The sequence below is a fragment of the Bradyrhizobium sp. NBAIM01 genome, from assembly GCF_020194115.1.
Taxonomy (GTDB): Bacteria; Pseudomonadota; Alphaproteobacteria; order Rhizobiales; family Xanthobacteraceae; genus Bradyrhizobium; species Bradyrhizobium yuanmingense.
In genome coordinates this window covers 380,025-404,284 of the sequence record NZ_JADYVU010000005.1, presented here as the reverse complement: position 1 = coordinate 404,284, position 24,260 = coordinate 380,025, and the positions used below count along the sequence as shown (strand labels likewise).

Sequence of the window (24,260 nt, the reverse complement as noted above, 5' to 3'; positions counted from 1 at the left end):
CCCATCGCAACTGCATTGCGATCCTGCTATGATGGCAAGCCATGACTTCGCGCGACTCCGCCCCGTCTGAAATCACGCCGGCCGTGCTGCTGCGCGCTTATGCCTGCGGCATCTTTCCGATGGCCGAAAGCGCCGACGATCCGACCCTGTTCTGGGTCGAGCCGGAGCTGCGCGGCGTCATCCCGCTCGACGGCTTCCGCGTCGCCTCGCGCCTCGCGCGCACGGTGCGCTCGGATCAGTTTCGCGTCACCGTCAACACCGCGTTCAAGGCGACCATCGCCGGCTGCGCGGCGCCGCAAGTGGGCCGCGAGGACACCTGGATCAACAAGCGCATCCGCGACCTCTATGGCGGGCTGTTCGAGCTCGGCCATTGCCACAGCGTCGAAGCTTGGCAGGGCGACGAACTCGTCGGCGGTCTCTACGGCGTCAGTCTGGGGCGGGCCTTCTTCGGCGAGAGCATGTTCCACACCGTGCGCGATGCCTCGAAGGTCGCGCTGGTGCATCTGGTCGCGCGGCTCATTCACGGCGGCTTCGAGCTGCTCGACACCCAATATGTCACCGAGCACCTGAAGAGCTTCGGCGCCGTCGAGATCTCGCGGCGACGCTATACCGCGCTGCTCGACAAGGCGCTGGCGGGCGAGCCCGGCGATTTCCTGAAGCTCTCCGCCGGCGAAGCGATCCCGGGCGCACGAGCCCTCGAGATCATCGCTTCGCGGCAATAACGAACAGCTCGGTTAGCGGCCAAATCCGGGAATGCCGAACAGGCCTGGGCGCTGCTCCGGTGGTGGCGGCGGTGGCGGCGCCGGTTGCTGCTGCTGGATCGGCGGCAGCGGCTGCGGCGGGCGCTGCTGCACCTGCTTGGGCGCGGCCTTCTTCTGCGCGGGCGGCGGTGGCGGCGGCTTGGCCGCGGCCGGATCCGGTGCCGCCGTCGCCACGGTCTGCTGCGGCTCTTTGCAGTCGGTCAGCCAGATGTCGTAGATCGGATGCTCGACGCCGTGCAGGCCGGGGCTCGCCGCGTACATCCAGCCCGAGAAGATCCGCTTCACCTCGCCCTGCAAGGTGATCTCGTCGACCTCGACGAAGGCGTCGGTGTTGGCCGCTTCAGTCGCCGGACGCGTGTAGCAGGCGTTGGTCTTGACGCGGAGCGCACCGAACTGGACGGTCTCGCCGATCTCCTCGTCGAAATTGATGATGCGCCCGGTGATCTTGTCGAGGCCGGAGAACGTCGCCTTCTTGTTCACGATCTTCTGGGCCGGCGGCTCGGTCACGACCTCGTCGCCCGGCTGGAGGCTGGCCGGGGTCTGGGGCACGCCGCCCTTCTGCTGGGGCTGGCGCTGACCGGGCGCGCCTTGCGGACCGGGCGGAGCGATCGCGGCCGAGGGCGGCTGGTTCGGCGGCGCCAGGGTCGAGCCCGGTGGCGGCGCCAGGGGCTGGGTCTCGACCGGCCCGGGCATCACGTTGCCCTGCCGGCCCGGAGGCGGCGGCATCGGGCGCGACGGCAGCACCCGGCCCTGTGGCGGCAGCTCCGGCACCTCTTCGTCGTCCTCGGGCATCTGCTGCGGCTGGGGCTGGCCGCGCGGAATGTTGCCGGGCGGCCGCAGCGGTGGCGGATCGGAGAAGATCGTGCCGATCTGCGCACCTGCCGGCGTCGCAGCCGTCAGCGCGGTGGCGGCCAAAAGCGCCGCAAGACCGGTCAGGGAAAAGGTTTTGAACATTTCGCGCGGCTTCAACAGCGAATCGGGCTCGTTGGACATTCTACAGGGGATACCGCCGCTCGCAGGCCCTCCGGTTAACACGCCGAATACGGCGGGGGAAGGGCGGCATCCCTGCCCTACCCAGCCCGGGCTGGCCAGGCCGGCTCCCGGATGGGATAGTCGTGAGCCCCTCGCCGGGGCACCCCCATGGCCGAAGGCGGGCATCCCTCCAAAGCGCTACGCAGCCGATATACCACAGAAATGCCCTCCCTCCTCCGAGCCGTCCTCGCCCTTCCCCTGCGGGCCCTCGCCTGGCTTGGTGGCCAGGGCACGCGCGCGGTGGCGGCGATCGCCTTCATCGCGGTCGCGGTGCCGCCGCTCGGCGCGCTGCTGCGCCCCTACGTCACCGAGGCGATCTTCCTTCTGCTCTGCATCTCCTTCATGCGCGTCGATCTCGTCGCGCTGTACGGACATCTGCGACGGCCAGCGCTGGTCGCGGCCGCCACCGCCTGGACCACGATCGGCGTGCCGCTGATCTTCGCCCTCGCTGCCCACGCGACGGGGCTCTCCACGAGCTCTCCAGGCCTTGCTCTCGCGCTGATGCTCCAGGGCATGGCCTCGCCGATGATGGCGGCGCCAGCGCTTGCCGCGCTGATGGGCCTCGATGCCGCGCTGGTGCTGGTCACGCTAGTGACCTCGACCGCGCTCGTGCCATTCACCGCCTCGCTGTACGCGAGCCTGTTTCTCGGCGGCATGCTCAGCATCTCTCCGACGACGCTCGGCTTGAAGCTGCTCGGCATCCTCGCCGCATCACTGGTGACCGCCACGATCATCCGCCGTCTGGTGGGCAGTGATGCAATCCAGCGCCACAAGCGGCCGATCGACGGCCTCAACATCATCATACTCTTGGTGTTCGCCTCCGCAGTGATGGGCGACGTCGCAACCGAGTTTCTCGCCGATCCGCTGTTCACGATCGCCGTCGCGCTGCTCGCTTTTGCGGTCTACTTCACCCTCCTCGCCGCAACCACGCTGATCTTCCGACGTGCCGGCACCGAGCGCGGGTTCGCGCTCGGCCTGATGGTGTCACAGCGCAATCTGGGCCTGATGCTGGCGGCCACCGCCGGCGCGCTGCCGGCGACGACCTGGCTCTATTTCGCGCTGACGCAGTTTCCGATTCACTTTGCGCCGTACATGCTGATGCCGATCGCAAGGCGCCTGACGGCACGCACGAATGGGTCCAGCGAGGCAAAAAAGGCCGAAGTTCACTCGTTTGTGTCACAGGAGCGCCGTGAAGGAACAACAATCTAAGGTGGCCGTTCAAGGTCTGTTACCCAAAGGAGGTCGCGATGAGGTTTGCCGTGATTTTGGTTCTCGGCTCGCTCGCGCTGGGCTCGGCCGCGAGAGCCGATCGACCCGGCCCCGACTGGATGCCGATGCAACAAGTGATAGCCAAGATCCTGGAGGCGGGCTATTCCGAGGTCACCAAGCTTGAAGCCGACGATGGCCGGTGGGAGGGCGAAGGCATCAAGAACGGCCAGAAGATGGAATTCCGTGCCGATCCCAAAACCGGCGCCATCGTGAGCGAGAAGCCGGACAAGTGAGCATCGCCGAAGTCCGCTTCTGAGCAACGCCCGACTTCGCCGTTCCGCAGGGCTCGCCAAGGTCAAGAGAAACGTCCTACCCCGCCCGCGCCGCGCGCCGCAGCGCCTGCGGCGGCTGGCCATAGGCGCGGATGAAGGCACGCCGCATGCGCTCGGGGTCGCGGAAGCCGGTCACCTCCGCCACGCGCTCGATCGCCTCGCGCGAGGACTGCACGCGCTCGCGCGCGACTTCGAGCCTGAGCCGCTCGATCGCCTTGGACGGTGTCGTGCCGGTCTCGGCGGCAAAGGCGCGGGCAAAATGCCGCGCGCTCATGCCGGCGCGATCGGCGAGATCCTCCACCGTCAGAGGCGCGTCGAGATTTTCGCGTGCCCAGGATAGCAGTGCGCCGAAACGACCGTTCGGCGCCTTCAGCTCCAACAGCGACGAGAATTGCGACTGCCCGCCGCTGCGGCGATGGTACAGAACGAGCTGCCGCGCAGTTGCCTGCGCGATCTCCTCGCCGTGGTCCTCGGTGACCATAGCCAGCGCGAGGTCGATCCCTGCGGTGATACCTGCGGAGGTCCACACATTGCCGTCGCGGGTGAAAATCTGGTCCGGCTCGAACTTCACCTTGGGAAACCGCGCGATGAAATCGCGCGTCCGTCCCCAATGCGTGGTGGCGCGGCGGCCGTCGAGAAGCCCCGCCTCGGCGAGCACGAAGGCGCCCGAGCAGACGCTCGCGACCCGCACGCCGCGCCTTGCAAGCCGCTGCACGAAGGCCCGCGTGATCTGACAGCGCCCAGCTTCCGCGACGCCCATGCCGCCGGCGACGACGAGCGTCGTGATCGCGTTCGCGGTCTTGAAGTCGCGCGCCATCATCTCGACGCCCGACGAGCTGCGCACCAGCCCCGGCTTGGCGGCCAGCACGCGGATGGCTGGCGCCTTGCCGAGGCAGCGCGCTGCGATCTCGAACGCCGAGATCGGACCTGCCGCATCGAGCAGCTGGAAGTCCGGGAAGATCAGGATGCCGATCATGGGCCAGGCCTGGTATGTTCGAACGTTGGCATGTCCGAAAGCGAGGGAATTATGCCATTTCTGACTTGAGGGCACCATGCCATTCTGCCGGCGTCAAGCGCATTATCGGAGGCTCCCATGTCGTCACCGCTCCAGATCGGAATCCTGGTATTTCCGCGCGTCACCCAGCTCGACTTCACCGGCCCCTTGCAGGTGTTCGCCATGGTCCCGGACGCAAAGCTGCACCTGATCTGGAAGCGGATCGAGCCGGTGCCGAGCGATTCCGTCCTGACGCTGACGCCGACCACGACCTTTGCGGATTGCCCCCAGCTCGATGTCATCTGCGTGCCGGGCGGCCAGGGCACCAACGACCTTCTCAACGACGAGGACGTACTGGAATTCCTGCGCAAGCAGGCGGCAGGCGCCAAGTACGTCACCTCGGTCTGCACAGGATCGCTGGCCCTCGGCGCTGCCGGCCTCCTGAAGGGCTACCGCGCCGCCACCCATTGGAGCGCAATGGAGATGCTCGCGCAGTTCGGCGCGACACCGACGAAGACCCGCGTCTGCGTCGATCGCAACCGCATCACCGGCGGCGGCGTCACCGCTGGCATCGATTTCGCGCTGACGCTGGTCTCGATCTTGGTCGATCGCACCATGGCCGAAGCGATCCAGCTGCAGATGGAATACAATCCAGCCCCGCCGTTCAATGCGGGCTCACCCGACACCGCGCCGGCCGAAGTGCTGGCGCTGCTGAGGGAGCGCGGCGCGCAGAACCATGCACGGCGGCTCGAGGCGGTGCAGCGCGCGGCCGAGCGGGTGGCGTAAAGGATCGGGCTTGCTCTTGTACCCCGGACGCAGCGCAGCGTTTCACGCTGCAGCGCGCCCGGGACACGCGAGGCGAACAACGGCAGAAAAAGGCCGCTCGGTTTCCCGAGCGGCCTTTCCTGTCTCACGGTGGCTGCACATTCACATCGGGCGATGTCGGAGCTTCCAGACCGGGGGCCTATCTCCCGATCGAGTCCTTCCTCGGCGGCCGCTGCATCTCGGGACAGTCGCGAACTGTTGCCCGAACCGAACGCGATGGTCTCCCATCTCCGTAAGATGGGACATTGAGCCGCATCGCCCGCCTCGCGGCAACACCTGCGCAGGCGGCATCCCCGCTGTTCCCGTTGTCCACAGCGGCGCGGCGCGGATGCATATGCATCCGCTTTGGACGATGGTGATTCGTGGGTCGGCCGAAAGGGGCTTAGCCGGGCGTCCAGGGCTGATAGTCGCCGGTCGCCTTGGGACGCCTGCCGCTGGCGAGCGTCGAGCCGGAGGGCCGATAGGCCTTCGCCGTGCCGGTGAGATTCGGCTGGTGCGGTTTTTCCCACTCGCGCGGCTGATAATTGATCTCGGTCGGCGGCTTGTCGACGACGTGGTGGATCCAGCCATGCCAGGACGGTGGAATCCGGCTCGCTTCCGCGTAGCCGTTATAGATCACCCAGCGCCGCTCGAAGCCGAGTGCCGGATCGATCGCCCCGCCACGGGTGCGGTAGTAACGGTTGCCCTGCTCGTCCTCCCCGACCAGCTCGCCATACCGCTTGGTCCAGAGCTGGGTGCCAAAGGTCTGGCCATTCCACCAGGTGAAGAACTTGAGGAAGAATTGTTTCATGCGGCAAGGGCCCTGCTTCGTGGGGTCCTGATGCCATCCGGGGGCCGAAATGTCCAGTTCGGCAGGCGCGTCGGCGCCCCCGCAAATCCGCCTGCCGCGCACGCCCCTGCCGCAAAGCCGACGCGATTCATTCATGCCCGGTACAGCGGCGGACCTGAGGCTCCATGCGCGCGCAAACCGGCGTGATCCCAGGAACCCCCGCGCTTTCTCAGGGTTGCTTTCCGGGAAAGGAGTTTACCATGAACAGTCTGAAATTGTTGAGTGCCGCTGCGACGGTGGCGTTGGTTCTTCCCTTGGCGAGCCCGAGCTTTGCGCAGCAGAGTCGTGCCGCCGCGGTCGGAGCGGGCGGTGGTGCGGCGATCGGTGGCGGAGGTGCCGCGGTCGGTGGCGGAGGCGGCGGCTTCGGTGGCGGCGCCCGCATGGGCGGCGGCGGCGCCGCGTTCCAGGGCGGTGGCGGCGGTTTCGGGGGCGGAGCCGCGATGCGCCCGAGCGGTGGCAATTTCGCAGGCGGTGGCGCGGTCCGTCCGGGCGCCGGCAGTTTCGTCGGGGGCGCGGCAGACCGTGCCGCTATCTCGCCGAGCTTCAGTGGGACCCGTAGCGCTGCAGTTGCGGGCAACTGGCAGGGCGGCAGCGGCAATTGGCAGGGCGGCAGCGGCAACTGGAGCGGTCGTCACTGGCACGGTCGCCACCACCATCATCGCCACGGCGGCTTCTGGCCGGGCTTTGCGGCTGGCGCGGCGATCGGCGGCCTCGGCTCCTACGCCTATTACGGCAGCGGCTACGGCTATTACGATGATCCCTACTACTACGGCTACTATGACGAGCCGTCGGTTGCCGTAGTGCAGGATGGCGGCGGCGACGCCGCTTATTGCGCGCGGCGCTTCAAATCTTACGACCCGGCCTCGGGCACCTATCTCGGCTACGACGGCCGGCGGCATCCTTGCCCGTAAGCAGATCGCGAAGACTAGAGGCGAAAGGCGCCGCAGCGATGCGGCGCCTTTTTTGCAATCGGCGCCTTCCTCGCTCCTTTCGGCTCCATCACCCTCGCAGATAAATACAAATCGATGCAAATGGACCTTTATGCACCAAACCGTGCATATCCTGCGCGATCCAATCGCAAATTGACCGGACCCACGATTCGCGGATATCACAAACCACAGTGGGGACTTCGATCTTCTGGGAAGTGTCATGCCGCGTATTCTCGTGGTTGATGACGATCCGATGGTCGGCGCGACCATCGAGGTCCTCCTCCAACGTCAGGGCTTCGACGTCACGCTGACCGACGGCGGCGAAACAGGACTGGCTGCGCTGGAATCGCAAGCCTTCGACGTCATGCTGGTCGACATCTTCATGCCGCATATGCGCGGCTTCGAATCCATCCGTATCTTTCACGAGCGCGCCCCTGCCACGCCGCTGATCGCGATGTCAGGCTATGCCTTCGCCTCGTCCGCCTCGCCCTCTCCCGATTTTCTCCGCATGGCGCTTGAGCTCGGCGCAACGCGCTGCCTGCGCAAGCCGTTCACGCCGGAAGCGCTGCTGACCACGATCCGGGAATGCCTTGCCGGCGCGGGCGAGAGCGCGCCGCCGAAGGACCAGAAAGAAGCCCCTTGATTCCAACGCAGCGCGTCATTCTCGGTGTTGGACTTGCCATCCTCCTGATCATCACCGCGGCCTCGATCGCCCTCGACGTCAAGTCGCGGTCCGACGCGGCGTCGGTGAACCACACCGTCCAGGTGCAAAAGAAGATCTCCGATCTGCGCGTGCTGCTGCGCCGGGCCGAGAGCGCCGCGCGCGGCTACGAGCTCTATCGCAGCCAGGGCTTCAGCGACGAGTTCCAGGCGGTGCACGCCAAGCTCGCGCCGGCCCTCGCCGAGCTCAAGCGCGACCTGCGCGACACCCCCGATCAGGTCGCCCTGCTTGAGGGCACCGAGCCGCTGGCGCTGCGCCGGATCGAGATCGCCGCCACCGCGATGCGCCTGCGGGCCGCCAACGACCAGGCCGGCATTGCCGCGCTCAACAGCAAGGCCGAGGGCCGCGGCCTCATGGACACGGTGATGCGCAATCTCGACCGCCTGAGCGCGGAGGAAGAACGCCTGCTCGCCGCCCGCTCCCAGGATTCGCGCCGCACCGGCATCGTGCTGCTCGGCATCGACGTCGCCGGCGCCGTGCTGATCCTGCTCCTGGTCGCATTGGTGATGCGCGAAAGCCGCCGCACGACGGGTGAGCTCCAGAACTCGCTCGAGCAGACCCAAGCCGCCAAGGCGGCGCTCGAGGCGGCGGTGGCCGAACGCACCGAGCACCTCGTCGCCGCGCATGACGAATTGCGCCTGTCGGTCAACGTGCTCCAGAGCACGTTTCGCAGCATGGCGGAGGCGGTGCTGGTCATCGACGCCCAGGGCACCGTGCTGCTGTCCAATCCGGCCGCCGAGCGCATGCTGCTGCATCGCACCGGCATGAACGTCGGCAATCTGCGCGCGCTGTCCGACGTGTTTCACGGCGACGGCGTCACGCCGCTTCCGGCCGACGAGCTGCCATCGACGCGCGTGCTGCGCGGCGAGCAGTTCGAAGAGCTGGAGATGATCGTCCGCCCGCACAGCGGCAACCCGCCGCGCCATCTCATGGTCAGCGGCCGGCCGATGCGGGACGGGCAAGGCAACATCTCCGGCGCGGTGCTGGTCTATCACGATGCGACGACCTCGCGCGAGACCGAGCGGCAGTTGCACCAGTCGCAGAAGCTGGATGCGATCGGCAAGCTGACCGGCGGCGTCGCGCACGACTTCAACAACATGCTCACGGTCATCTCCGGCAACACCGAGACGCTGGTGGAGCGCCTGAAGGACCAGCCCGAGCTGCAGCGCACGGCCCGGCTGATCGACGATGCCGCCGAACGCTGCGCCGAGCTGATCCAGCACCTCTTGGCATTCGCGCGCCGGCAGCCGCTCGAGCCGCGCAACGTCGACATCAACGCCGCGATCTCGGACATCGCAAAGCTCCTTCGCCCCACCCTCGGCGAGCAGATCCAGATCGAGACCGTCCTGGAACAGGGGCCGATGACGACGCATATCGATCCGTCCAGGCTCACCAACGCCGTGCTCAACATGGCGATCAACGCCCGCGACGCCATGCCGGGCGGCGGCAAGCTGCTGCTGGAGACCCACCGCGTCGTGCTCGACGAAGCCTATGCGCAGGCCAATGCCGACGTGGCAGCGGGCCCCTACATCATGCTCGCGGTCAGCGACACCGGCACCGGCATGCCCCCTGACGTGCAGCAGAAGGCGTTCGAGCCCTTCTTCACCACCAAGGAGGTCGGCAAGGGATCCGGCCTCGGCCTCTCCATGGTCTACGGCTTCGTCAAGCAATCCGGCGGCCACATCAAGATCTACAGCGAGGAAGGCCACGGCACCACGATCAAGCTCTATCTGCCGCCGGGCGAAGGCGCAGCGGACATCGCAACCGGCGTCACGCCGACGGCCGAAGGCGGCGCCGAGACCATTTTCGTGGTCGAGGACGATCCGCTGGTCCGCAACTTCGTCACCGCGCAGCTCCAGAGCCTTGGCTACAAGACGATCGCCGCGTCCGACGGCAAGGCGGCGCTGGACCTGATCGAGGCCGGGCAGAGCTTCGACCTGCTGTTCACCGACGTCGTCATCCCCGGCGGCATGAGCGGTCGCGAGCTCGCCGACGAGGTGGCGAGGCGCCGGCCGGGCGTGAAGGTGCTCTACACCTCCGGCTACACCGACAACGCCATCGTCCATCACGGCAAGCTCGACGACGGCGTGCTGCTGCTGACCAAGCCCTATCGGCGCAACCAGCTCGCCGAGATGATCCGCAAGGCGCTGAACGGCGGCGGGATGGCGCCGAGCTAGCGCAACGAACTTGATCGCGGCTCAGTCGGTGATGTGCAGTAGAGCATCGACATCAGGCGAACGGACGATAGTGCCGTCGCGTACAAATGCTTCGTGATTGGTCTCAATGGTGTTGTGGTCATAAAGATAGTTGACCATGATCCCGAAGGATTCTTGAATCGCACGCAGAGCGGTATTGCCGAGCCAATTGATGCGTTCGAGCCGTGCGCCGTTGCCGAGGTGAAAACGCGCCACGGGGTCGATGCGTATCGAGGGCTTCCGTGTCAGATAGCTAGCGCAGAGCCGCAGCAAGGGCACGCGCAGCTTCTCGCTCTGCGCCGGGTCATTCCACCAGCTATCGCTCTCCAGTTGCGATAACAGCGCCGCATCGGGATCACTTGCATTTGCAAGCCGATTAGCGAGCCATTGCCGAAATCCCGGTACCGGAGATAGGGTGGAAAAACGCTTCAGCTGCGGAAACTCCGACTGCAGCTCTTCAACGACCTGCTTGATCAGGAAATTGCCGAACGCCACGCCGCGCAGGCCGTCCTGACAATTGGAGATCGAGTAGAAGATCGCGGTGTCGGCGCGCGCGGCGCGTTGCTGCGCGATGGCTTCACCGTCGTCCTGCGACAACAACGGCTGCACGGCCGTGGCCAGTCCTTCCACCAAAGCAACCTCGACGAAAATCAGTGGCTCGCCTGGAAGTGCGGGATGAAAGAAGCCAAAGCAGCACCGATCGGGTGCAAGGCGCCGGCGCAGGTCGTCCCAGCCCTTGATTTCGTGCACGGCTTCGTAGGCGATCAGCTTTTCCAGCACCGCGGCCGGTGTCTGCCAGTCGATGCGCCGCAACTCGATGAAGCCGCGGTTGAACCATGAGGCGAACAAATGCTTGAGATCCGCGTCGAGCAACTTCAGTTCGGGGTCAGTGCGCATGTATGAAGCAATTTCGCTGCGAATCGCGATCAGCGCGCTGATCCCGCCGGGTGCCGTGTTGATTCGCCGCAGCAGTTCCTGGCGCGGCGGCTCGGCAGCACGCGCGAGTGCGGCCGCGGCTTCTGCGGTGCCTTCGGCGAGGTAGCGCTGCGCCGCCGCGCGCAAAGCCGGACCGTGAGGATGGAATTCCGTGGCGAGATAGCGCTGAAAGCAGCGGCGATCGTTGTCGTCGAGTGCACCAAGCATCTCGCGCAATTGCCGCGCGACCAGCGCTCCTGAGGCCTGGCTGCGCTCGGAGAGCAGCGATGCTGCGAGCTGCTTCGCGCGATCGAGGGGCGGCATTGTCGTGCTGGATGGATCGTTGAAAGTTTGGCGGATTGCGGACATGACTATTCCTCCTCAAGCTTGGGCGGTGACGGCGCGGCGGAACTTGGCCGGTGGCGCGTAGAGTCCGCTCGAGGCGGCCACGAGGTCATCGATCGTCTTGGCGGCGAGCAGATCGCGCGTCGCCGTGCCGACGTCGATGCCAAGGTCTGCCGGAAACATCACGATGCCGCGACGGCGGAGGCTCTCGGTTGTGTCAGGCGATTGGCGCTTGCCAAATTCGGTGTCGCCGGCGATCGCGCGCAATGCCGCCTCGCGATCTTGCGGTGATCGGCAGCGCAACAGGTTCGCCACGGCCTTCTCGGTGATGACATGGCTCACGTCGTCGCCATAGATCATCACCGGCGGCAATGCGAAGCCGGCGGAGGCGGCCAGATCGAACGCGTCCAGACGCTCGACAAAACTGGGCGTGCCGTTTGGCTGATGGGTCTGCACCATCTGCACCACAAGCTTGCGGCCGCGTAAGGGATCGCCTGCTTCCTGACCGGCGCGAAGCCAGGTGGGGCTGTCGTGGCGACGACCGCGTGCATCCGCGCCCATGTTCGGCGCACCGCCGAAGCCTGCGATCCGGTCTTTGGTGGCCGTCGAACTGTTGCCTCGCGCGTCGATTTGCAGCGTGGCGCCAACAAACATGTCGCAGGCATATTGTCCGGCGACCTGCGCCAGTGCCCGGTTCGACCGCAGGCTGCCGTCGGCGCCGATCGGGAATATATCGGCGTGCTTTGCGACGTAGCGCTCCATACCGAGCTCGGAGCCGAAGCAATAGACGCCGTCGACGAAGCCGGCTTCGATCGCCGGGATCAGGGTCGGGTGCGGATTGAGCACGAATTGGCTCGCGATCTTGCCCTTCAGGCCACGCCGGGCGGCAAATGTCGGGAGGATCAGCTCGATCGCCGCGGTGGCGTAACCGATGCCGTGGTTGAGCCGCCGGACCTCAAATGGCTCATAGACCGCAGCAATCGCCATCATCGCCATCAGCACGTTCTCGTCCCTTACTTTGGCGGGGTCGCGCGTGAACAGAGGCTCGATCGCGTAAGGCTTTGGGCTCGGTATGACGAAATCGACCCAGTCGCCCGGGACGTCTACTCGCGGCAACCGGTCAACGATCTCGTTGACTTGCGCCACGACAATGCCGCCGCGAAAGGCCGCGGCTTCGGCGATGGTCGGCGTGTCTTCGGTGTTGGGACCGGTGTAGAGATTGCCGTTGCGGTCGGCCTTGTCGGCGACGATCAGCGCCACGTGCGGCGTCAGGTCCACCAACATCCGAGCATAGAGCTCGAGATAGGTATGGATTGCGCCGATCTTCACCGTGCCGATGCCGACCAGTTCGGCGAGCTTGCGGCTCTGCGGACCTGCGAAGGCAAAATCGAGCCGATTGGCGACACCGCGCTCGAACACGGCGAGATGATCGGGCAGCGCCAGCACCGACTGCACCATGTGCAGATCGTGAATCTGCGCCGGATCCACGCTCGTCAGGGCGGCGGCAAGAAAATCGGCCTGCTTCTGATTGTCGCCCTCGATGGCAACGCGGTCGCCCGGCTCGATGATCGCTTCGAGCAACTCGGTCGCGCGCTCGGCAGGGCAGAGCTTTTCAGAGCAGATCGTGGCGGCCCGAGCTAGCCTCGCGGAGCGATCCGCTCCCGGTCGTGATGTGGCGTGCATGATGAACCTCCTTCGCCCGACGCTGTCTTCGATGCAGAAGTTAGGTGACCAGTATTGATTATAGAAACGATATTTTGTAATATGATTGATTATGAATTTGGATCAATCGGCATGCTGGAATTCGAGCTTTTGCGTTCCTTTGTTGCTGTCGCGGATTGCGGCGGCTTCCACCGCGCCGCCGAACGGCTCAATCTGACGCAGTCGACCATCAGCCAGCAGGTCAAGCGATTGGAGCTTGAAACCAAACGTCCGCTGTTCCGGCGCACGACCCGCAGCGTCGCGCTGACCGACGATGGAGAGATGCTGCTGGGTGACGCCCGTCGTCTGTTGCAACTCGAGGAGGCGGCCCGCCATCGTCTGTCAGCGCCGCGTTTGTCAGGAGCCGTGCGTCTTGGAGTGGTCGAGGAAGTCGCCGGCGGCTCGCTGCCATCGGCGCTGGGACGCTTCGCCATGTTGCACGCGAGCGTGAAGCTCGAGGTGCAGATCGGCGTTAGTGCGGAATTGATCGAGCAGTTGAACAAGGGACGACTCGACGTCGTGTTCGCTAAGCGTCCGCTCGGTACGTCGCGTGGGCGCCTGGTCTGGCGCGAACCCATGGTCTGGGCCGCCGCCGACGCGTTTGATCTGGTTCCGGGCGCGGTGCTGCCGCTGGCGCTCTATCGCGAGCGGTCAGTATCGCGTGAGGCAGCGCTCGCCGCGCTAAATGACAGCGAACTGACGTGGGAGATCATCTATACCAGCCCCAGCCTGACAGGTGTGCGCGCGGCGGCGCTCGCTGGTCTCGCCATCACGCCGCTTCCCGCGAGCGCGGTCATTGCAGGTTTGCGCATTCTGGGATTGCAAGAGGGGCTGCCGCGCCTTCCTGACCTTGAGTTCGCAATCTATGAGAAAGCCCGGCCCGAAAAGGCCGCGGCGGCGCTGGCCGCAGCGCTTCTGGCACTTGGGCAATCGCCAGCGCGCCCGACGATTTAGCGCCATATGTTCCGTTGCGGGTCCAAACCCCAGGGTACAGATTGGTTCATCTCGCAATGATGAGGATCCGTCAGGCGGTATTGAGCGCATCGGTCTCATGACGGCTCTGGGTCACAAGCAGTGATGCTCTGGCAGATCAGAATATCTCCGCTCGTCCCTCAGGAGCGAACATTGCCTTTATGAGTACACCCCCTAGCCCGTATGAGTACACGCGCTAGCCCGTGAGTTGCCGAGGGCGCTGCAGTCACCCAATCTGTGAGGTCGTGGGCACTGGCTCAGGATGTGAGTTCCAACTGTCCTTTTGAGGCCATAGCTAGCCCGGATCCGCGCTGGAGGTGTTCGGACACCGCGCGATGCAACGCGTAAGGCCGTTTTGGTCTTAACCGGGCCGGTCTCAAGTAAAAATCAAGCGCATCTCAAGGACAAATCGTCTCGCCAGCCCAGTCTCTGAGCATGCTCACGAGGACAAATGTCGGAGCCGGTGGCGCGACAGTCCGCTTGCGGAGCGCAACAGTCATCAGACGCACAGCTAGGATCTTGGTCTGCGGCCGGAACTGCAAGGCCCAGCTTCGACAGGTGCTCGCATGAAAAGAAGAGAGTTCATCTTGTTGATCGGTGGAGGACTGGCCTGGCCTGCGATCGCACGGGCGCAGGGCGGAGCCAAGCTGCATCGAATCTTCTGGGTCTCGACTGAGTCCGAACCGGATCCCTTCCTGGACGGCTTTCGCGATGGAATGCGCGCCCTGGGATATGTCGAAGGCAAGACCGTAACCTTCGAGACGCATTATGCCCCTGGAAATCCGCAGGCACTGCGCAAGATCGTCTCCGAGTTGCAGCGAGGGGATGTCGAGCTTGTGGTCTCGAGCGGTCCGGCGACACGCGGCATGACTGCAATCACCGACATCCCAGTGCTGTTTGCATTGAGCGGCGACCCCGTCGCTTTGGGTGTGGTGAAGAGCCTTGCTCACCCCGGCACCAATTTCACCGGCAGCACATTCCTGTCGCTCGAGCTGGCAGGAAAGCGCGTTGAGCTGCTCAAGGACATTTATCCAAAGCTGCGAAAACTGGCGGTCCTCTCGAACACGGATCATCCGGGAGAGCCGCTGGAATGGCGTGCGACGTTGGAGTCGTGCCGAAACCTTGGGATAGAGGCAGCCTACGTTCCGTTCTGCGGCGCGCGCGAAATCGAGAATGGGTTGAAGGCTGCCGGCAAGGTGGACGCGGATGCTCTCCTCGTGTTTCCCGATGCTGTGACGCTGGTGCATCGTGCGAAGATTGCGGAGCTTGCAATTGCGCACCGGCTGCCTTCGATGTTTGGCTGGTCTGAATATTGTGACGCTGGAGGTCTCTTGAGTTACGGCGCAAACCAGCGCACGACCTATTTTCGGCTTGCCACTTATGCCGATCGCATCCTGCGCGGTGAATATCCGTCAGATCTTCCGGTGATGCGTCCCGAGAAGTTTGAACTGGCAATCAATATGAAGACAGCCAGGCTTCTGGGTATCAAGCTGGATGTGTCGTCGATCCTGTTTCGCGCCAGCAAGGTGATCTCCTGAGAGTAGCTATGAAGGACGGTGCTGCGCAGCCCTCTTCGTGTACGATGCCTCCGCGTCGCTCGCTGTTCTGCAAGTACTTCGCGACGTTGTTTGTCGCTGCGGTCGTGCCTCTGATACTCGGCGCGGCCGTCGAGGCTTCTTTCGGTTACCGAGACCAGCGTCGCCAGATCAGCGCGGTGCTGCAGGCCGATGCTCGCGCGGCGTCCGACAGGATCGAGGCGTTCACCGATGGCATGCGAGATCAGCTGGGTTGGATGGTGCAGCTTCCCTGGTCTGCCGGAGACGATGCGCAACATAAGATCGATGCCTTGCGTCTCCTCCAGCAGGTGCCTGCAATCGTTTCGGTTTCGCTTCTGGATGAGACCGGCACCGAACGGGTCTTTGTTTCCAGGCTGCTTCTGAACAGGACCGGGCGCGGCATCGATATGTCTGCGGATCCCGCTGTTCTGGGCGCACGCGGCAACAAAGTCTGGTACGGACCGGTTCAGTACCAGCAAGATTCAGAGCCCTATATGAGGATCGCGGTTGCCGGGAGCCTGCCGGCCGCAGGGGTTGCGATCGCCGAGGTCAATCTGAAGCTGATCTGGGATGTCATCGCAGCCATTAGAATCGGCGAGACCGGCTACGCCATTGTCGTCGATGATTCCGGTCATCTGATCGCACATCCCGATATCAGCCGGGTTCTGCGCGGCCGCGCCAGCTCCGGCAGTTTTGGCCGGATCAAGCATCTCGTTGGCGCGGCGAGCGGAGCGGCGGTGATAACCGGGGAGCGAGGCAACCCGGTGGTGGCGCTATCCGTTCAGGCCGCCGATGTGGGATGGACGGTGATCGCGATGCAGCCAACCGCGGAAGCCTTTGCATCAATTCGGGCGGCCTTGTGGCGCTCGTCAATTCTCATTGCCTTTGGTGTTCTTGTCGCGCTGGCGCTCGCCTATTGGCGCGCGCACAGAATGTCCGGTCCGATCAAGCAACTGGAAGAGGGCGTGGAGCGGATTAGAACCGGACAATTCGAGCATCGCATCAAAATCTTCAGCGGTGACGAGTTGCAGCAGCTGGCGTTGCGTTTCAATGAAATGGCTTCTGAACTGGCGATCTCGCAGCAGAAATCTGCGCGGATCGAACGGCTGAAGCAGTTCCTGCCATCACAGGTCGCCGAATTGGTCGAGCATTCTCATGAACTGCTCGAAGGGCAGCGACGCGAAGTGGCTGTCATTTTTGGCGACTTGCGCGGCTTCACGGCGTTCTCCACGCGCAATGAACCCGATGTCATCATGGCCGTCATGCGAGAGTACTACGAGGCCGTCGGCGCCGTGACGACTCGTCACGAGGCAACGCTCATCGGCTTTGATGGCGACGGAGTCATGCTGCTGGTCAATGCCCCGATCGCATGCGAACAGCCGGCAACTCAAGCGGTCCGCCTCGCGATCGACCTGCAAATGACGGTTCAGTCCCTTGCCGGCAAATGGTGTGACGCCGGCCACGCGATCGGCTTTGGTGTGGGCGTTGCCATGGGACCGGCAACGGTAGGAACGGTCGGTTACAACGGCCGGCTGGATTACACGGCGATGGGAGCCGTGGTGAATTTGGCGTCGCGGCTCTGTAATCTCGCAAAGGACGCGCAGATCCTGGCTGATCCCACGATCGCTGGAAGGGTAAGGGATAGCGTCCCGATGGCATCGCTCGGACAGCGGACCATCAAAGGCTACGACCAGGCTCTCGAGGTCTTTGCCGTCGCACCTGCTGACCTTCCGTCGAAACTGCCGGGCTTGGCACAACGGAGGCGAGAGAAAGATGCTCAGGACCACTGATACCCCGACCTCCGGACGGCTACCCCCGTGTCGCCAGCACCACCGCGGCCAGCGTAAACACCAGCCCCGCGATCTGCCCTGCCCCGAGCGGCTCGCCAAGCGCGACCGCCGAGGCCACGACGCCGATCACCGGCACCGCCATGGTGCCGATCGCGGCGACCGAGGCCGGCAGGCGCGCCAGTGCTGCGAACCAGCTGACATAGGCGATGCAGAACTGCCCGACGACCGAATAGACCAGCAGCCACCAGCCGAGCGGCGTCACATGCGACAAATGCGTCGTCTCGATCAGGAGGCCGACGATCGAGATCGGCAGGCAGCCGATCCCGATCTGCCAGGCTGCCGCCGCGAGCGGCGGCAGGTGAATCGGGTACTTCTTTGAGAGCACGGTGCCGAGGGCAAAGCCGAACGCACCGACCAGCACCATGATGATGCCCGGCAGCTTTTCCGTGCTGGCGGCAAGGCCGTTGCCCCCCATGATCGAGGCAAGCCCTGCGAAAGCCAGCACCAGCCCAAGCGTGCGCAAGACCGTCGGCCGCTCGCCCAGGACCGGCCAGGCGAGGATCGAGGCCCAGACCGGCATCGTATAGGCGATCAGCGCCGCCTCGCTCGCCGGCAGCCAGAGCAGTGCCAGCCCCATCAGCACCATCCAGCCGGTGACGTTGAGCGCGGCCGCGGTGAGCAGGCGCGGCCAGATCGCGCCCTCCACGTACAGGCTTTGCCGCCGGATCACCGCAAGCAGCGCCAGCAGCAGCGCGCCGAGCACACCGGTGACCCCGCGCAGTGTCAGAGGCGGCAGCTCGGCAAGTAGGAATTTCGTCACCGGCCAGTTGAAGCCCCAGCCGATCGAGGTGATCGCAAGGAACATCAGGCCGGCCGGGGCGATGCGCGGCCGCACGCCCGGCGTCGTCGAATCAAGCATGTCGGCTAGTCCGGCAAATCGGGCGGTCACCTTGGCCCGGATTCGCGGGTCCCACCACCGCTTTGGCGGGCATGCCTGCCCTCACCGTCCGTAGGGCTACGTGAGTCCTGCTGACGCAATCCCATTGCTCAAAAATATACCTGCCCTGTGAACAGCGGGATGAAGGCCCCGCGTCATCACGGCATGCAAATTTTTTCAGTTGGGAATCCCTGAGGACTCACTGATACTTGGGTCCACGACAGGCGCGGCGAAGACCCCTGTTATCCCCCGCAATCCACCATATTTAGTATTTGATTCAGGAACTCGCACTAGTTCTTGACGGGCGCAACGGAGAGTCCTAGCTTTCGGTCCGTTCGGCGCGAGTGAGTTTGCGTCCCGCCGGCACTCCCCCAAAGGGTCTCGCAAATTTCAGCTCCGCCAGCCGGCCAAAGGCTGCGGATGAGGGCTTGTCTGCCCTCGGAATGCAGGCTCTTCGGGGCGCCAGAACGGGCCGGCAACAGGCTCGGATGGCATCGATGACGAAGTGACGTTGTGGGGCGTTGAACGCATGTCGCGCCCATCCCCTTGGGGGCGGATGGGTGTGGACATGCCGGCGGGACGATCGATGCGACGCATCGAGCTCGCGCCGGGAAAAAACAGGGCCGGATCCACCGGCTGAACTGCGGTGCCCCGAGGCCGAACGGCCGAAGGCAACGCGAGATGCAATGACGACCCGGCACGCCCTCAACGAGGGGCGGGACCGGTCAAAGAAAAGGACGGGGCAAGACCATGCGGATTGAGCGGCGCCACACCACTGCGGGACAGTCACCTTATGCGGGAATCGAATTCCGCCTGACCACGTCGGAGATTCGCAATCCCGACGGCTCGGTCGTGTTCAAGCTGGATAACGTCGAGGTGCCGAGCGAGTGGTCGCAGGTCGCCTCTGACGTGCTGGCCCAGAAATATTTCCGCAAGGCCGGCGTTGCCGCGCGCCTGAAGAGGATAGAGGAGGAATCCGTCCCCTCCTTCCTGTGGCGCTCCGTGCCCGACACCGACGCGCTCAATGCGCTGCCCGAGAAGGAGCGCTATGTCAGCGAGCTCTCGGCCAAGCAGGTGTTCGACCGCCTCGCCGGCTGCTGGACCTATTGGGGCTGGAAGGGCGGCTATTTCACCAGCGATGACGACGCCCAGGCCTTCTATGACGAGCTCCGCTACATGCTCGCCATGCAGATGGTCGCGCCGAACTCGCCGCAATGGTTCAACACCGGCCTGCACTGGGCCTATGGCATCGACGGCCCCGGCCAGGGCCATTATTACGTCGACCCCTTCACGGGCAAGCTGACCAAGTCCAAGTCGGCGTACGAGCATCCGCAGCCGCATGCCTGCTTCATCCAGGGCGTGGGCGACGACCTCGTCAACGAGGGCGGCATCATGGACCTCTGGGTCCGCGAAGCCCGCCTGTTCAAGTACGGCTCCGGCACCGGCTCCAACTTCTCGCGCCTGCGCGGCGAGGGCGAAAAGCTCTCCGGCGGCGGCCGCTCCTCGGGCCTGATGAGCTTCCTCAAGATCGGCGACCGCGCCGCCGGCGCGATCAAGTCGGGCGGCACCACGCGCCGCGCGGCCAAGATGGTCGTCGTCGACGTCGATCACCCCGACATCGAGACCTATATCGACTGGAAGGTGAAGGAGGAGCAAAAGGTCGCCGCCCTCGTCACGGGCTCCAAGATCAACCAGAAGCACTTGAAGGCCGTGCTGAAGGCCTGCGTCAACTGCGAAGGCTCGGGCGACGATTGCTTCGACCCCGAGAAGAACCCTGCCCTGCGCCGCGAGATCAAGCTCGCGCGCCGCAGCCTGGTGCCCGACAATTACATCAAGCGCGTCATCCAGTTCGCCAAGCAAGGCTACAAGGACATCCAGTTCGACACCTACGACACCGACTGGGATAGCGAAGCCTATCTCACCGTTTCAGGCCAGAACTCCAACAACTCGGTCTCGCTGAAGGACGACTTCCTGCGCGCGGTCGAGACCGACGGCGATTGGAATCTCAACGCCCGCACCTCGAAGAAGGTGACGAAGACTCTGAAGGCGCGCGACCTCTGGGAGAAGATCGGCTACGCCGCCTGGGCCTCGGCCGACCCGGGCCTGCACTTCAACACCACGATGAACGACTGGCACACCTGCAAGGCGTCCGGCGACATCCGCGCGTCCAATCCGTGCTCGGAATACATGTTCCTGGACGACACGGCGTGCAACCTCGCCTCGGCGAACCTGCTGACGTTCTACAACACCGACACCAAGCGCTTCGACGTCGAGGGCTATGAGCACCTCTGCCGGCTCTGGACCATCGTGCTGGAAATCTCCGTGATGATGGCGCAGTTCCCGTCGAAGGCGATCGCCGAGCTCTCCTACGAGTTCCGCACGCTCGGCCTCGGCTACGCCAATATCGGCGGCCTGCTGATGACCATGGGCCTGCCCTATGACAGCAAGGAAGGCCGCGCGCTCTGCGGCGCCCTCACTGCAGTCATGACCGGCATCACCTACAAAACCTCGGCCGAGATCGCTGCTGAACTGGGCACCTTCCCCGGCTACAAGAAGAACGCCGCGCACATGCTGCGCGTGATCCGCAACCACCGCCGCGCCGCGCATGGCCAGTCCAACGGCTATGAAGCGCTCAGCGTCAACCCGGTGCCGCTCGACCTCGTCTCCTGCCCGCAAGCCGACCTCGTCGGCCATGCCCAGGCGGCCTGGGACGCGGCGCTCGAGCTCGGCGAGAAGCACGGCTATCGCAATGCCCAGACCACGGTGATCGCGCCGACCGGCACGATCGGCCTCGTCATGGATTGCGACACCACCGGCATCGAGCCCGACTTCGCGCTGGTGAAGTTCAAGAAGCTCGCCGGCGGCGGCTACTTCAAGATCATCAACCGCGCCGTGCCGGCCGCGCTGCGCGCGCTCGGCTATCGCGAGAGCGAGATCGCCGAGATCGAGGCCTACGCCGTCGGCCACGGCTCGCTGGCGAACGCCCCCGGCATCAACGTCACCACGCTGAAGGCCAAGGGTTTTACCGATGAAGCCATCGCCAAGGTCGAGAAGGCCCTGCCGACCGCCTTCGACATCAAGTTCGCCTTCAACAAGTGGACCTTTGGCGAGGATTTCATCCGCGACCAGCTCGGCATCGGTGCGGAAGCCATTGCAGCCCCCGGCTTCGACCTGCTCCAGGCCGTCGGCTTCACCAAGCGCGAGATCGAGGCGGCCAACGTCCACATCTGCGGCGCGATGACGGTGGAAGGTGCCCCGCACCTCAAGGCCGAGCACTATCCGGTGTTCGACTGCGCCAATCCCTGCGGCAAGATCGGCAAGCGTTACCTGTCGGTCGAGAGCCACATCCGCATGATGGCGGCGGCGCAGCCCTTCATCTCGGGTGCGATCTCCAAGACCATCAACATGCCGAACGACGCCACGGTGGAGGACTGCAAGTCCGCCTACATGCTGTCGTGGAAACTGGCACTGAAGGCCAACGCGCTCTATCGCGACGGCTCCAAGCTCAGCCAGCCGCTCAACTCGCAGCTCATCAGCGACGATGAGGACGAGGATGATGCGGTCGAGCTGCTGCATGAAAAGCCGATGGCGGCGCGCGCCACGCATGTGGCCGAAAAGGTCGTCGAGAAGCTGGTCGAGCGCATCGTCGTGATGCGCGAGCGCGAGAAGATGCCCGATCGCCGCAAGGGCTACACCCAGAAGGCGGTCGTCGGCGGACATAAGGTGTATCTGCGCACCGGCGAATACGATGACGGCCGTCTCGGCGAGATCTTCATCGACATGCACAAGGAAGGCGCGGCGCTGCGCTCCTTCATCAACAACTTCGCCATCGCGGTGTCGCTCGGCCTGCAATACGGCGTGCCGCTCGACGAATATGTCGACGCCTTCACCTTCACCCGCTTCGAGCCGGCGGGCCCCGTGCAGGGCAACGACTCGATCAAGTACGCGACCTCGATCCTCGACTACGTCTTCCGCGAGCTCGCGGTGAGCTATCTCAGCCGCTTCGACCTCGCCCACGTCGATCCCAACGAGACGGGCTTTGACGCGCTCGGCAAGGGCGTCGAGGAAGGCAAGGAGCCGGACGAGGACGGCGGCCAGCACGCCACCAAGCTGGTGTCGCGCGGCCTTACCCGCTCGCGCACGGACAACCTGGTCGTGATGCGCGGCGGCTCGGCCGCGGTCAGCCAAGGCAACGACAGCGCGCCCTCAGGCGGCAGCCGGGTCACGGCGCTGGCCGCCCACGGCGCTAGCGCCCGCGTCGGCGACGCCATCGAAGGCGCCGTCGCCCTGAAGCAGGAAGCCCAGCACGATCTGTCGCCCACGGAGAAGCTCGAGCAGCTCCAGTGGAGCAAGGCCGGCACCGCCGCGACCGCGGCCCCCACCAAGGCCGAGCGGCGCGCAGAAGCGAAGGCCAAGGGCTACGAGGGCGAGATGTGCTCGGAGTGCGGCAACTTCACGCTGGTGCGGAATGGGACATGCATGAAGTGCGATACTTGCGGCAGCACGACGGGGTGCAGCTAGCCGCCATCGAAGATGATGTAGCGTCTATCAACGCACGAGCCGCTCGCGTGGGCGGCTCGTTGCTTCTCGCGAGACATAGAGGCAACAATGGAGGATACGGCAAGATCACTCCTGTCGTTCGTCGGCCTAGTTTTAGGAGCCGGCGGTGGGGTTGCCGTTGTTGCCTACGGGTTGCTTCGCTTCTTCGGCGAAAAATGGATGAACGCCAAGTTCGAGGAACGATTGGCGGCATTTAAGCACGCTCAAGAGAAGGAACTGGAAGAGCTGCGTTACAGGATCAACGCGCTCATGGACCGTACCGTAAAACTCCATCAGAAAGAATTTGATGTGATCCCGGAAGCGTGGGGCAAGCTCATTACTTCCCACGGGGTAGTTACAGCTATCACGTCTGCTTTCCAGCAGTATCCGGATCTTGATCGAACTAGCGACTCTCAGCTCGACGAATTTCTCCAGGACAGCTTTATGGCCAAATGGCAAAAGGAAGAAATTCGTCTTACAGAAAAGAAAACTGATTATTATCGAAAGGCCCTCACCTGGCACAAAGTTGCCGAAGCCAGAGAGGCCTGCCGCGAGTTTCACGTTTATTTTCGTAGGAACGGCATATTCGTCCCTGAACCGATCAAGTCTCAGTTCGTCCAACTTGATAAGCTAACCTACGATGCACTTATCGAATACGAACTCAATGAACGGGAAGAGATTCGTCCCCGTCTTCGCAAGGCTGTCGACGCACTTGCCGAAGCAAAAGACATAATGATCTCACTCGAAAAAAACGTTCAGGATAGACTCTGGAATATGAACAAGGCCGCTGGTTGACGGCCCACTCAGGCCGTCAACTGCAGCCTATCCTACGAGCTGCTGTTTCGCTCATAGTGGAATATATCCCTATCGTTTCGCCAATAGGGTCCTCCGCTATCAGCTGACCTCCGCTGACTTTCACGTGCGCTCCGGATTGAGTGCCCTCCGTGATCGCATCTCGGTTCCGGCTTCGATGCTCATCAATAACCCCACCGCCGAAATTGCCCTTGCGGTCGCCCTCTTCCCTCCTAAACTCCTAATCCCACCGGCATGGGTTCCGACGGGCCCGACAGAAACGGAGTCAACTTATGCCCAAACCGGAAAGCTTCCCGATCGAGAAGATCTTCGTTCCCACGAAGCAGAGGAAAGCGATCAAGCCCGAGACCGTCGCGGAGATTGCGGAAAGTATTCTGGAGATCGGACAACAGGCCCCCATTTCCGTTCAGCGCGACGGAGACCGCCTCGTTCTGGTTGAGGGACTGCATCGGTTAGAGGCCTGCAAGGCGCTCGGCGAGCAGACCATTCTGGGTGTCCTTGTTACGGCCGAGCTTGCTCAGCACAAGCCGCAGCTCGCCGAGCGACCCGAAGTCGAGGCAGAGCGCATCAAGATGGCGCGATTGAAGCAGTTGCGCCTCGAGAAGGAAGCGGCGGAGGCATCGATGGCGGCGTTGAGAAGCGTCAGCGCCACGCACGCACCGCGCAGCAATTCGGCGAAAGGCGTGCGCGACAATCCGAAGGCATCACCGGGCCGGATGGCGAAATCCAAACCGAAATCATTGTCGGACTGGATCACGCAGCAGAAGGGCAGCGGCGGTCGCTATTGATGACCGACGCCGTCGTTCCGGGGCGCGCCCTTGGGCGCGAGCCCGGAATCCATCGGGCGGCATGACAGGTGGCGCGA

General features: G+C 64.2%; 19 protein-coding genes. 13 read left to right on the top strand and 6 right to left on the bottom strand.

What is annotated here, in order from left to right:
* The first annotated feature begins 41 nt into the window (after positions 1–41).
* Complete coding sequence (gene aat, locus I6F31_RS19785; RefSeq protein ID WP_225185985.1) at positions 42–722, top strand: leucyl/phenylalanyl-tRNA--protein transferase; 681 nt, start codon at positions 42–44, stop codon at positions 720–722.
* Between the two features lie 12 nt (positions 723–734).
* Here the strand turns inward: aat and I6F31_RS19780 are convergent, their stop codons facing one another.
* A complete protein-coding gene (locus tag I6F31_RS19780; RefSeq protein ID WP_225185984.1) occupies positions 735–1,754 on the bottom strand; it encodes a DUF2155 domain-containing protein in 1,020 nt (339 codons plus the stop codon).
* 201 nt (positions 1,755–1,955) lie between these two features.
* On the opposite strand from I6F31_RS19780, the gene I6F31_RS19775 reads away from it, so the two are divergent.
* Positions 1,956–3,002, top strand: a complete 1,047-nt coding sequence (locus tag I6F31_RS19775; RefSeq protein ID WP_225185983.1) for a Na+-dependent transporter — start codon at positions 1,956–1,958, stop codon at positions 3,000–3,002.
* 38 nt (positions 3,003–3,040) lie between these two features.
* On the top strand, positions 3,041–3,295 hold the full coding sequence (locus I6F31_RS19770) for a PepSY domain-containing protein (RefSeq protein WP_036000102.1): 255 nt from the start codon (positions 3,041–3,043) through the stop codon (positions 3,293–3,295).
* Between the two features lie 76 nt (positions 3,296–3,371).
* On the opposite strand, the gene I6F31_RS19765 is transcribed toward I6F31_RS19770, so the two are convergent.
* Positions 3,372–4,310 (bottom strand): GlxA family transcriptional regulator, encoded by a 939-nt coding sequence (locus I6F31_RS19765; RefSeq protein ID WP_225185982.1) that lies wholly within the window; start codon positions 4,308–4,310, stop codon positions 3,372–3,374.
* A 117-nt stretch (positions 4,311–4,427) separates the two neighbouring features.
* On the opposite strand from I6F31_RS19765, the gene I6F31_RS19760 reads away from it, so the two are divergent.
* Positions 4,428–5,114 carry a DJ-1/PfpI family protein gene (locus I6F31_RS19760; RefSeq protein WP_036022874.1) on the top strand — a complete coding sequence of 229 codons (687 nt, stop codon included), beginning with the start codon at positions 4,428–4,430 and terminating at the stop codon, positions 5,112–5,114.
* A 421-nt stretch (positions 5,115–5,535) separates the two neighbouring features.
* Here the strand turns inward: I6F31_RS19760 and I6F31_RS19755 are convergent, their stop codons facing one another.
* A complete protein-coding gene (locus tag I6F31_RS19755) occupies positions 5,536–5,943 on the bottom strand; it encodes an NADH:ubiquinone oxidoreductase subunit NDUFA12 (RefSeq protein ID WP_036000111.1) in 408 nt (135 codons plus the stop codon).
* 239 nt (positions 5,944–6,182) lie between these two features.
* Here I6F31_RS19755 and I6F31_RS19750 point away from each other — a divergent pair, with 239 nt between their 5' ends.
* The 3 genes from I6F31_RS19750 (at position 6,183) to I6F31_RS19740 (ending at position 9,809) form a co-directional block, all read left to right on the top strand.
* Entirely contained in the window at positions 6,183–6,893 is a 711-nt protein-coding gene (locus I6F31_RS19750; protein WP_225185981.1) for a BA14K family protein, read from the top strand.
* A 238-nt stretch (positions 6,894–7,131) separates the two neighbouring features.
* Complete coding sequence (locus tag I6F31_RS19745) at positions 7,132–7,554, top strand: response regulator (RefSeq protein WP_036022871.1); 423 nt, start codon at positions 7,132–7,134, stop codon at positions 7,552–7,554.
* Complete coding sequence (locus I6F31_RS19740) at positions 7,551–9,809, top strand: CHASE3 domain-containing protein (RefSeq protein WP_225185980.1); 2,259 nt, start codon at positions 7,551–7,553, stop codon at positions 9,807–9,809. The genes I6F31_RS19745 and I6F31_RS19740 overlap by 4 nt, the downstream gene beginning before the upstream one ends.
* Positions 9,810–9,830: 21 nt before the next feature.
* On the opposite strand, the gene I6F31_RS19735 is transcribed toward I6F31_RS19740, so the two are convergent.
* Both I6F31_RS19735 and mdcA read right to left on the bottom strand, forming a co-directional pair.
* Positions 9,831–11,111, bottom strand: coding sequence for a malonyl-CoA decarboxylase family protein (locus I6F31_RS19735; RefSeq protein WP_225185979.1), 1,281 nt, complete (start codon positions 11,109–11,111; stop codon positions 9,831–9,833).
* 12 nt (positions 11,112–11,123) lie between these two features.
* Positions 11,124–12,770 carry a malonate decarboxylase subunit alpha gene (gene mdcA / locus I6F31_RS19730; protein WP_225185978.1) on the bottom strand — a complete coding sequence of 549 codons (1,647 nt, stop codon included), beginning with the start codon at positions 12,768–12,770 and terminating at the stop codon, positions 11,124–11,126.
* Between the two features lie 81 nt (positions 12,771–12,851).
* On the opposite strand from mdcA, the gene I6F31_RS19725 reads away from it, so the two are divergent.
* The 3 genes from I6F31_RS19725 (at position 12,852) to I6F31_RS19715 (ending at position 17,106) form a co-directional block, all read left to right on the top strand.
* On the top strand, positions 12,852–13,742 hold the full coding sequence (locus I6F31_RS19725) for a LysR substrate-binding domain-containing protein (RefSeq protein WP_225155998.1): 891 nt from the start codon (positions 12,852–12,854) through the stop codon (positions 13,740–13,742).
* A gap of 584 nt (positions 13,743–14,326) precedes the next feature.
* The gene (locus tag I6F31_RS19720; RefSeq protein WP_225146720.1) at positions 14,327–15,298 is read left to right on the top strand and encodes an ABC transporter substrate-binding protein; all 972 of its coding nucleotides are present in this window, start codon (positions 14,327–14,329) and stop codon (positions 15,296–15,298) included.
* An 8-nt stretch (positions 15,299–15,306) separates the two neighbouring features.
* On the top strand, positions 15,307–17,106 hold the full coding sequence (locus I6F31_RS19715) for an adenylate/guanylate cyclase domain-containing protein (RefSeq protein ID WP_225185977.1): 1,800 nt from the start codon (positions 15,307–15,309) through the stop codon (positions 17,104–17,106).
* Positions 17,107–17,125: 19 nt separating this feature from the next.
* Here the strand turns inward: I6F31_RS19715 and I6F31_RS19710 are convergent, their stop codons facing one another.
* On the bottom strand, positions 17,126–18,025 hold the full coding sequence (locus I6F31_RS19710; RefSeq protein WP_225185976.1) for a DMT family transporter: 900 nt from the start codon (positions 18,023–18,025) through the stop codon (positions 17,126–17,128).
* Positions 18,026–18,793: 768 nt separating this feature from the next.
* Between I6F31_RS19710 and I6F31_RS19705 the strand changes: the two genes are divergently transcribed.
* From I6F31_RS19705 to I6F31_RS19695, 3 genes are all read left to right on the top strand, one after another.
* On the top strand, positions 18,794–22,564 hold the full coding sequence (locus tag I6F31_RS19705) for a vitamin B12-dependent ribonucleotide reductase (RefSeq protein ID WP_225185975.1): 3,771 nt from the start codon (positions 18,794–18,796) through the stop codon (positions 22,562–22,564).
* A gap of 87 nt (positions 22,565–22,651) precedes the next feature.
* Positions 22,652–23,377 (top strand): hypothetical protein, encoded by a 726-nt coding sequence (locus tag I6F31_RS19700; RefSeq protein ID WP_225146717.1) that lies wholly within the window; start codon positions 22,652–22,654, stop codon positions 23,375–23,377.
* A 290-nt stretch (positions 23,378–23,667) separates the two neighbouring features.
* Complete coding sequence (locus I6F31_RS19695; protein WP_225146716.1) at positions 23,668–24,183, top strand: ParB N-terminal domain-containing protein; 516 nt, start codon at positions 23,668–23,670, stop codon at positions 24,181–24,183.
* Positions 24,184–24,260: the final 77 nt, after the last annotated feature.

What these genes read in the sequence shown, in the direction of transcription:
- I6F31_RS19710 (WP_225185976.1), bottom strand. Translation starts at nt 18,025, where the DNA reads ATGCTTGATTCGACGACGCCGGGCGTGCGGCCGCGCATCGCCCCGGCC.
- I6F31_RS19720 (WP_225146720.1), top strand. Translation starts at nt 14,327, where the DNA reads ATGAAAAGAAGAGAGTTCATCTTGTTGATCGGTGGAGGACTGGCCTGG.
- I6F31_RS19780 (WP_225185984.1), bottom strand. Translation starts at nt 1,754, where the DNA reads ATGTCCAACGAGCCCGATTCGCTGTTGAAGCCGCGCGAAATGTTCAAA.
- I6F31_RS19715 (WP_225185977.1), top strand. Translation starts at nt 15,307, where the DNA reads ATGAAGGACGGTGCTGCGCAGCCCTCTTCGTGTACGATGCCTCCGCGT.
- I6F31_RS19745 (WP_036022871.1), top strand. Translation starts at nt 7,132, where the DNA reads ATGCCGCGTATTCTCGTGGTTGATGACGATCCGATGGTCGGCGCGACC.
- I6F31_RS19735 (WP_225185979.1), bottom strand. Translation starts at nt 11,111, where the DNA reads ATGTCCGCAATCCGCCAAACTTTCAACGATCCATCCAGCACGACAATG.
- I6F31_RS19725 (WP_225155998.1), top strand. Translation starts at nt 12,852, where the DNA reads ATGATTGATTATGAATTTGGATCAATCGGCATGCTGGAATTCGAGCTT.
- I6F31_RS19775 (WP_225185983.1), top strand. Translation starts at nt 1,956, where the DNA reads ATGCCCTCCCTCCTCCGAGCCGTCCTCGCCCTTCCCCTGCGGGCCCTC.
- mdcA (WP_225185978.1), bottom strand. Translation starts at nt 12,770, where the DNA reads ATGCACGCCACATCACGACCGGGAGCGGATCGCTCCGCGAGGCTAGCT.
- I6F31_RS19760 (WP_036022874.1), top strand. Translation starts at nt 4,428, where the DNA reads ATGTCGTCACCGCTCCAGATCGGAATCCTGGTATTTCCGCGCGTCACC.
- I6F31_RS19755 (WP_036000111.1), bottom strand. Translation starts at nt 5,943, where the DNA reads ATGAAACAATTCTTCCTCAAGTTCTTCACCTGGTGGAATGGCCAGACC.
- I6F31_RS19770 (WP_036000102.1), top strand. Translation starts at nt 3,041, where the DNA reads ATGAGGTTTGCCGTGATTTTGGTTCTCGGCTCGCTCGCGCTGGGCTCG.
- I6F31_RS19700 (WP_225146717.1), top strand. Translation starts at nt 22,652, where the DNA reads ATGGAGGATACGGCAAGATCACTCCTGTCGTTCGTCGGCCTAGTTTTA.
- I6F31_RS19765 (WP_225185982.1), bottom strand. Translation starts at nt 4,310, where the DNA reads ATGATCGGCATCCTGATCTTCCCGGACTTCCAGCTGCTCGATGCGGCA.
- I6F31_RS19695 (WP_225146716.1), top strand. Translation starts at nt 23,668, where the DNA reads ATGCCCAAACCGGAAAGCTTCCCGATCGAGAAGATCTTCGTTCCCACG.
- I6F31_RS19705 (WP_225185975.1), top strand. Translation starts at nt 18,794, where the DNA reads ATGCGGATTGAGCGGCGCCACACCACTGCGGGACAGTCACCTTATGCG.
- I6F31_RS19750 (WP_225185981.1), top strand. Translation starts at nt 6,183, where the DNA reads ATGAACAGTCTGAAATTGTTGAGTGCCGCTGCGACGGTGGCGTTGGTT.
- aat (WP_225185985.1), top strand. Translation starts at nt 42, where the DNA reads ATGACTTCGCGCGACTCCGCCCCGTCTGAAATCACGCCGGCCGTGCTG.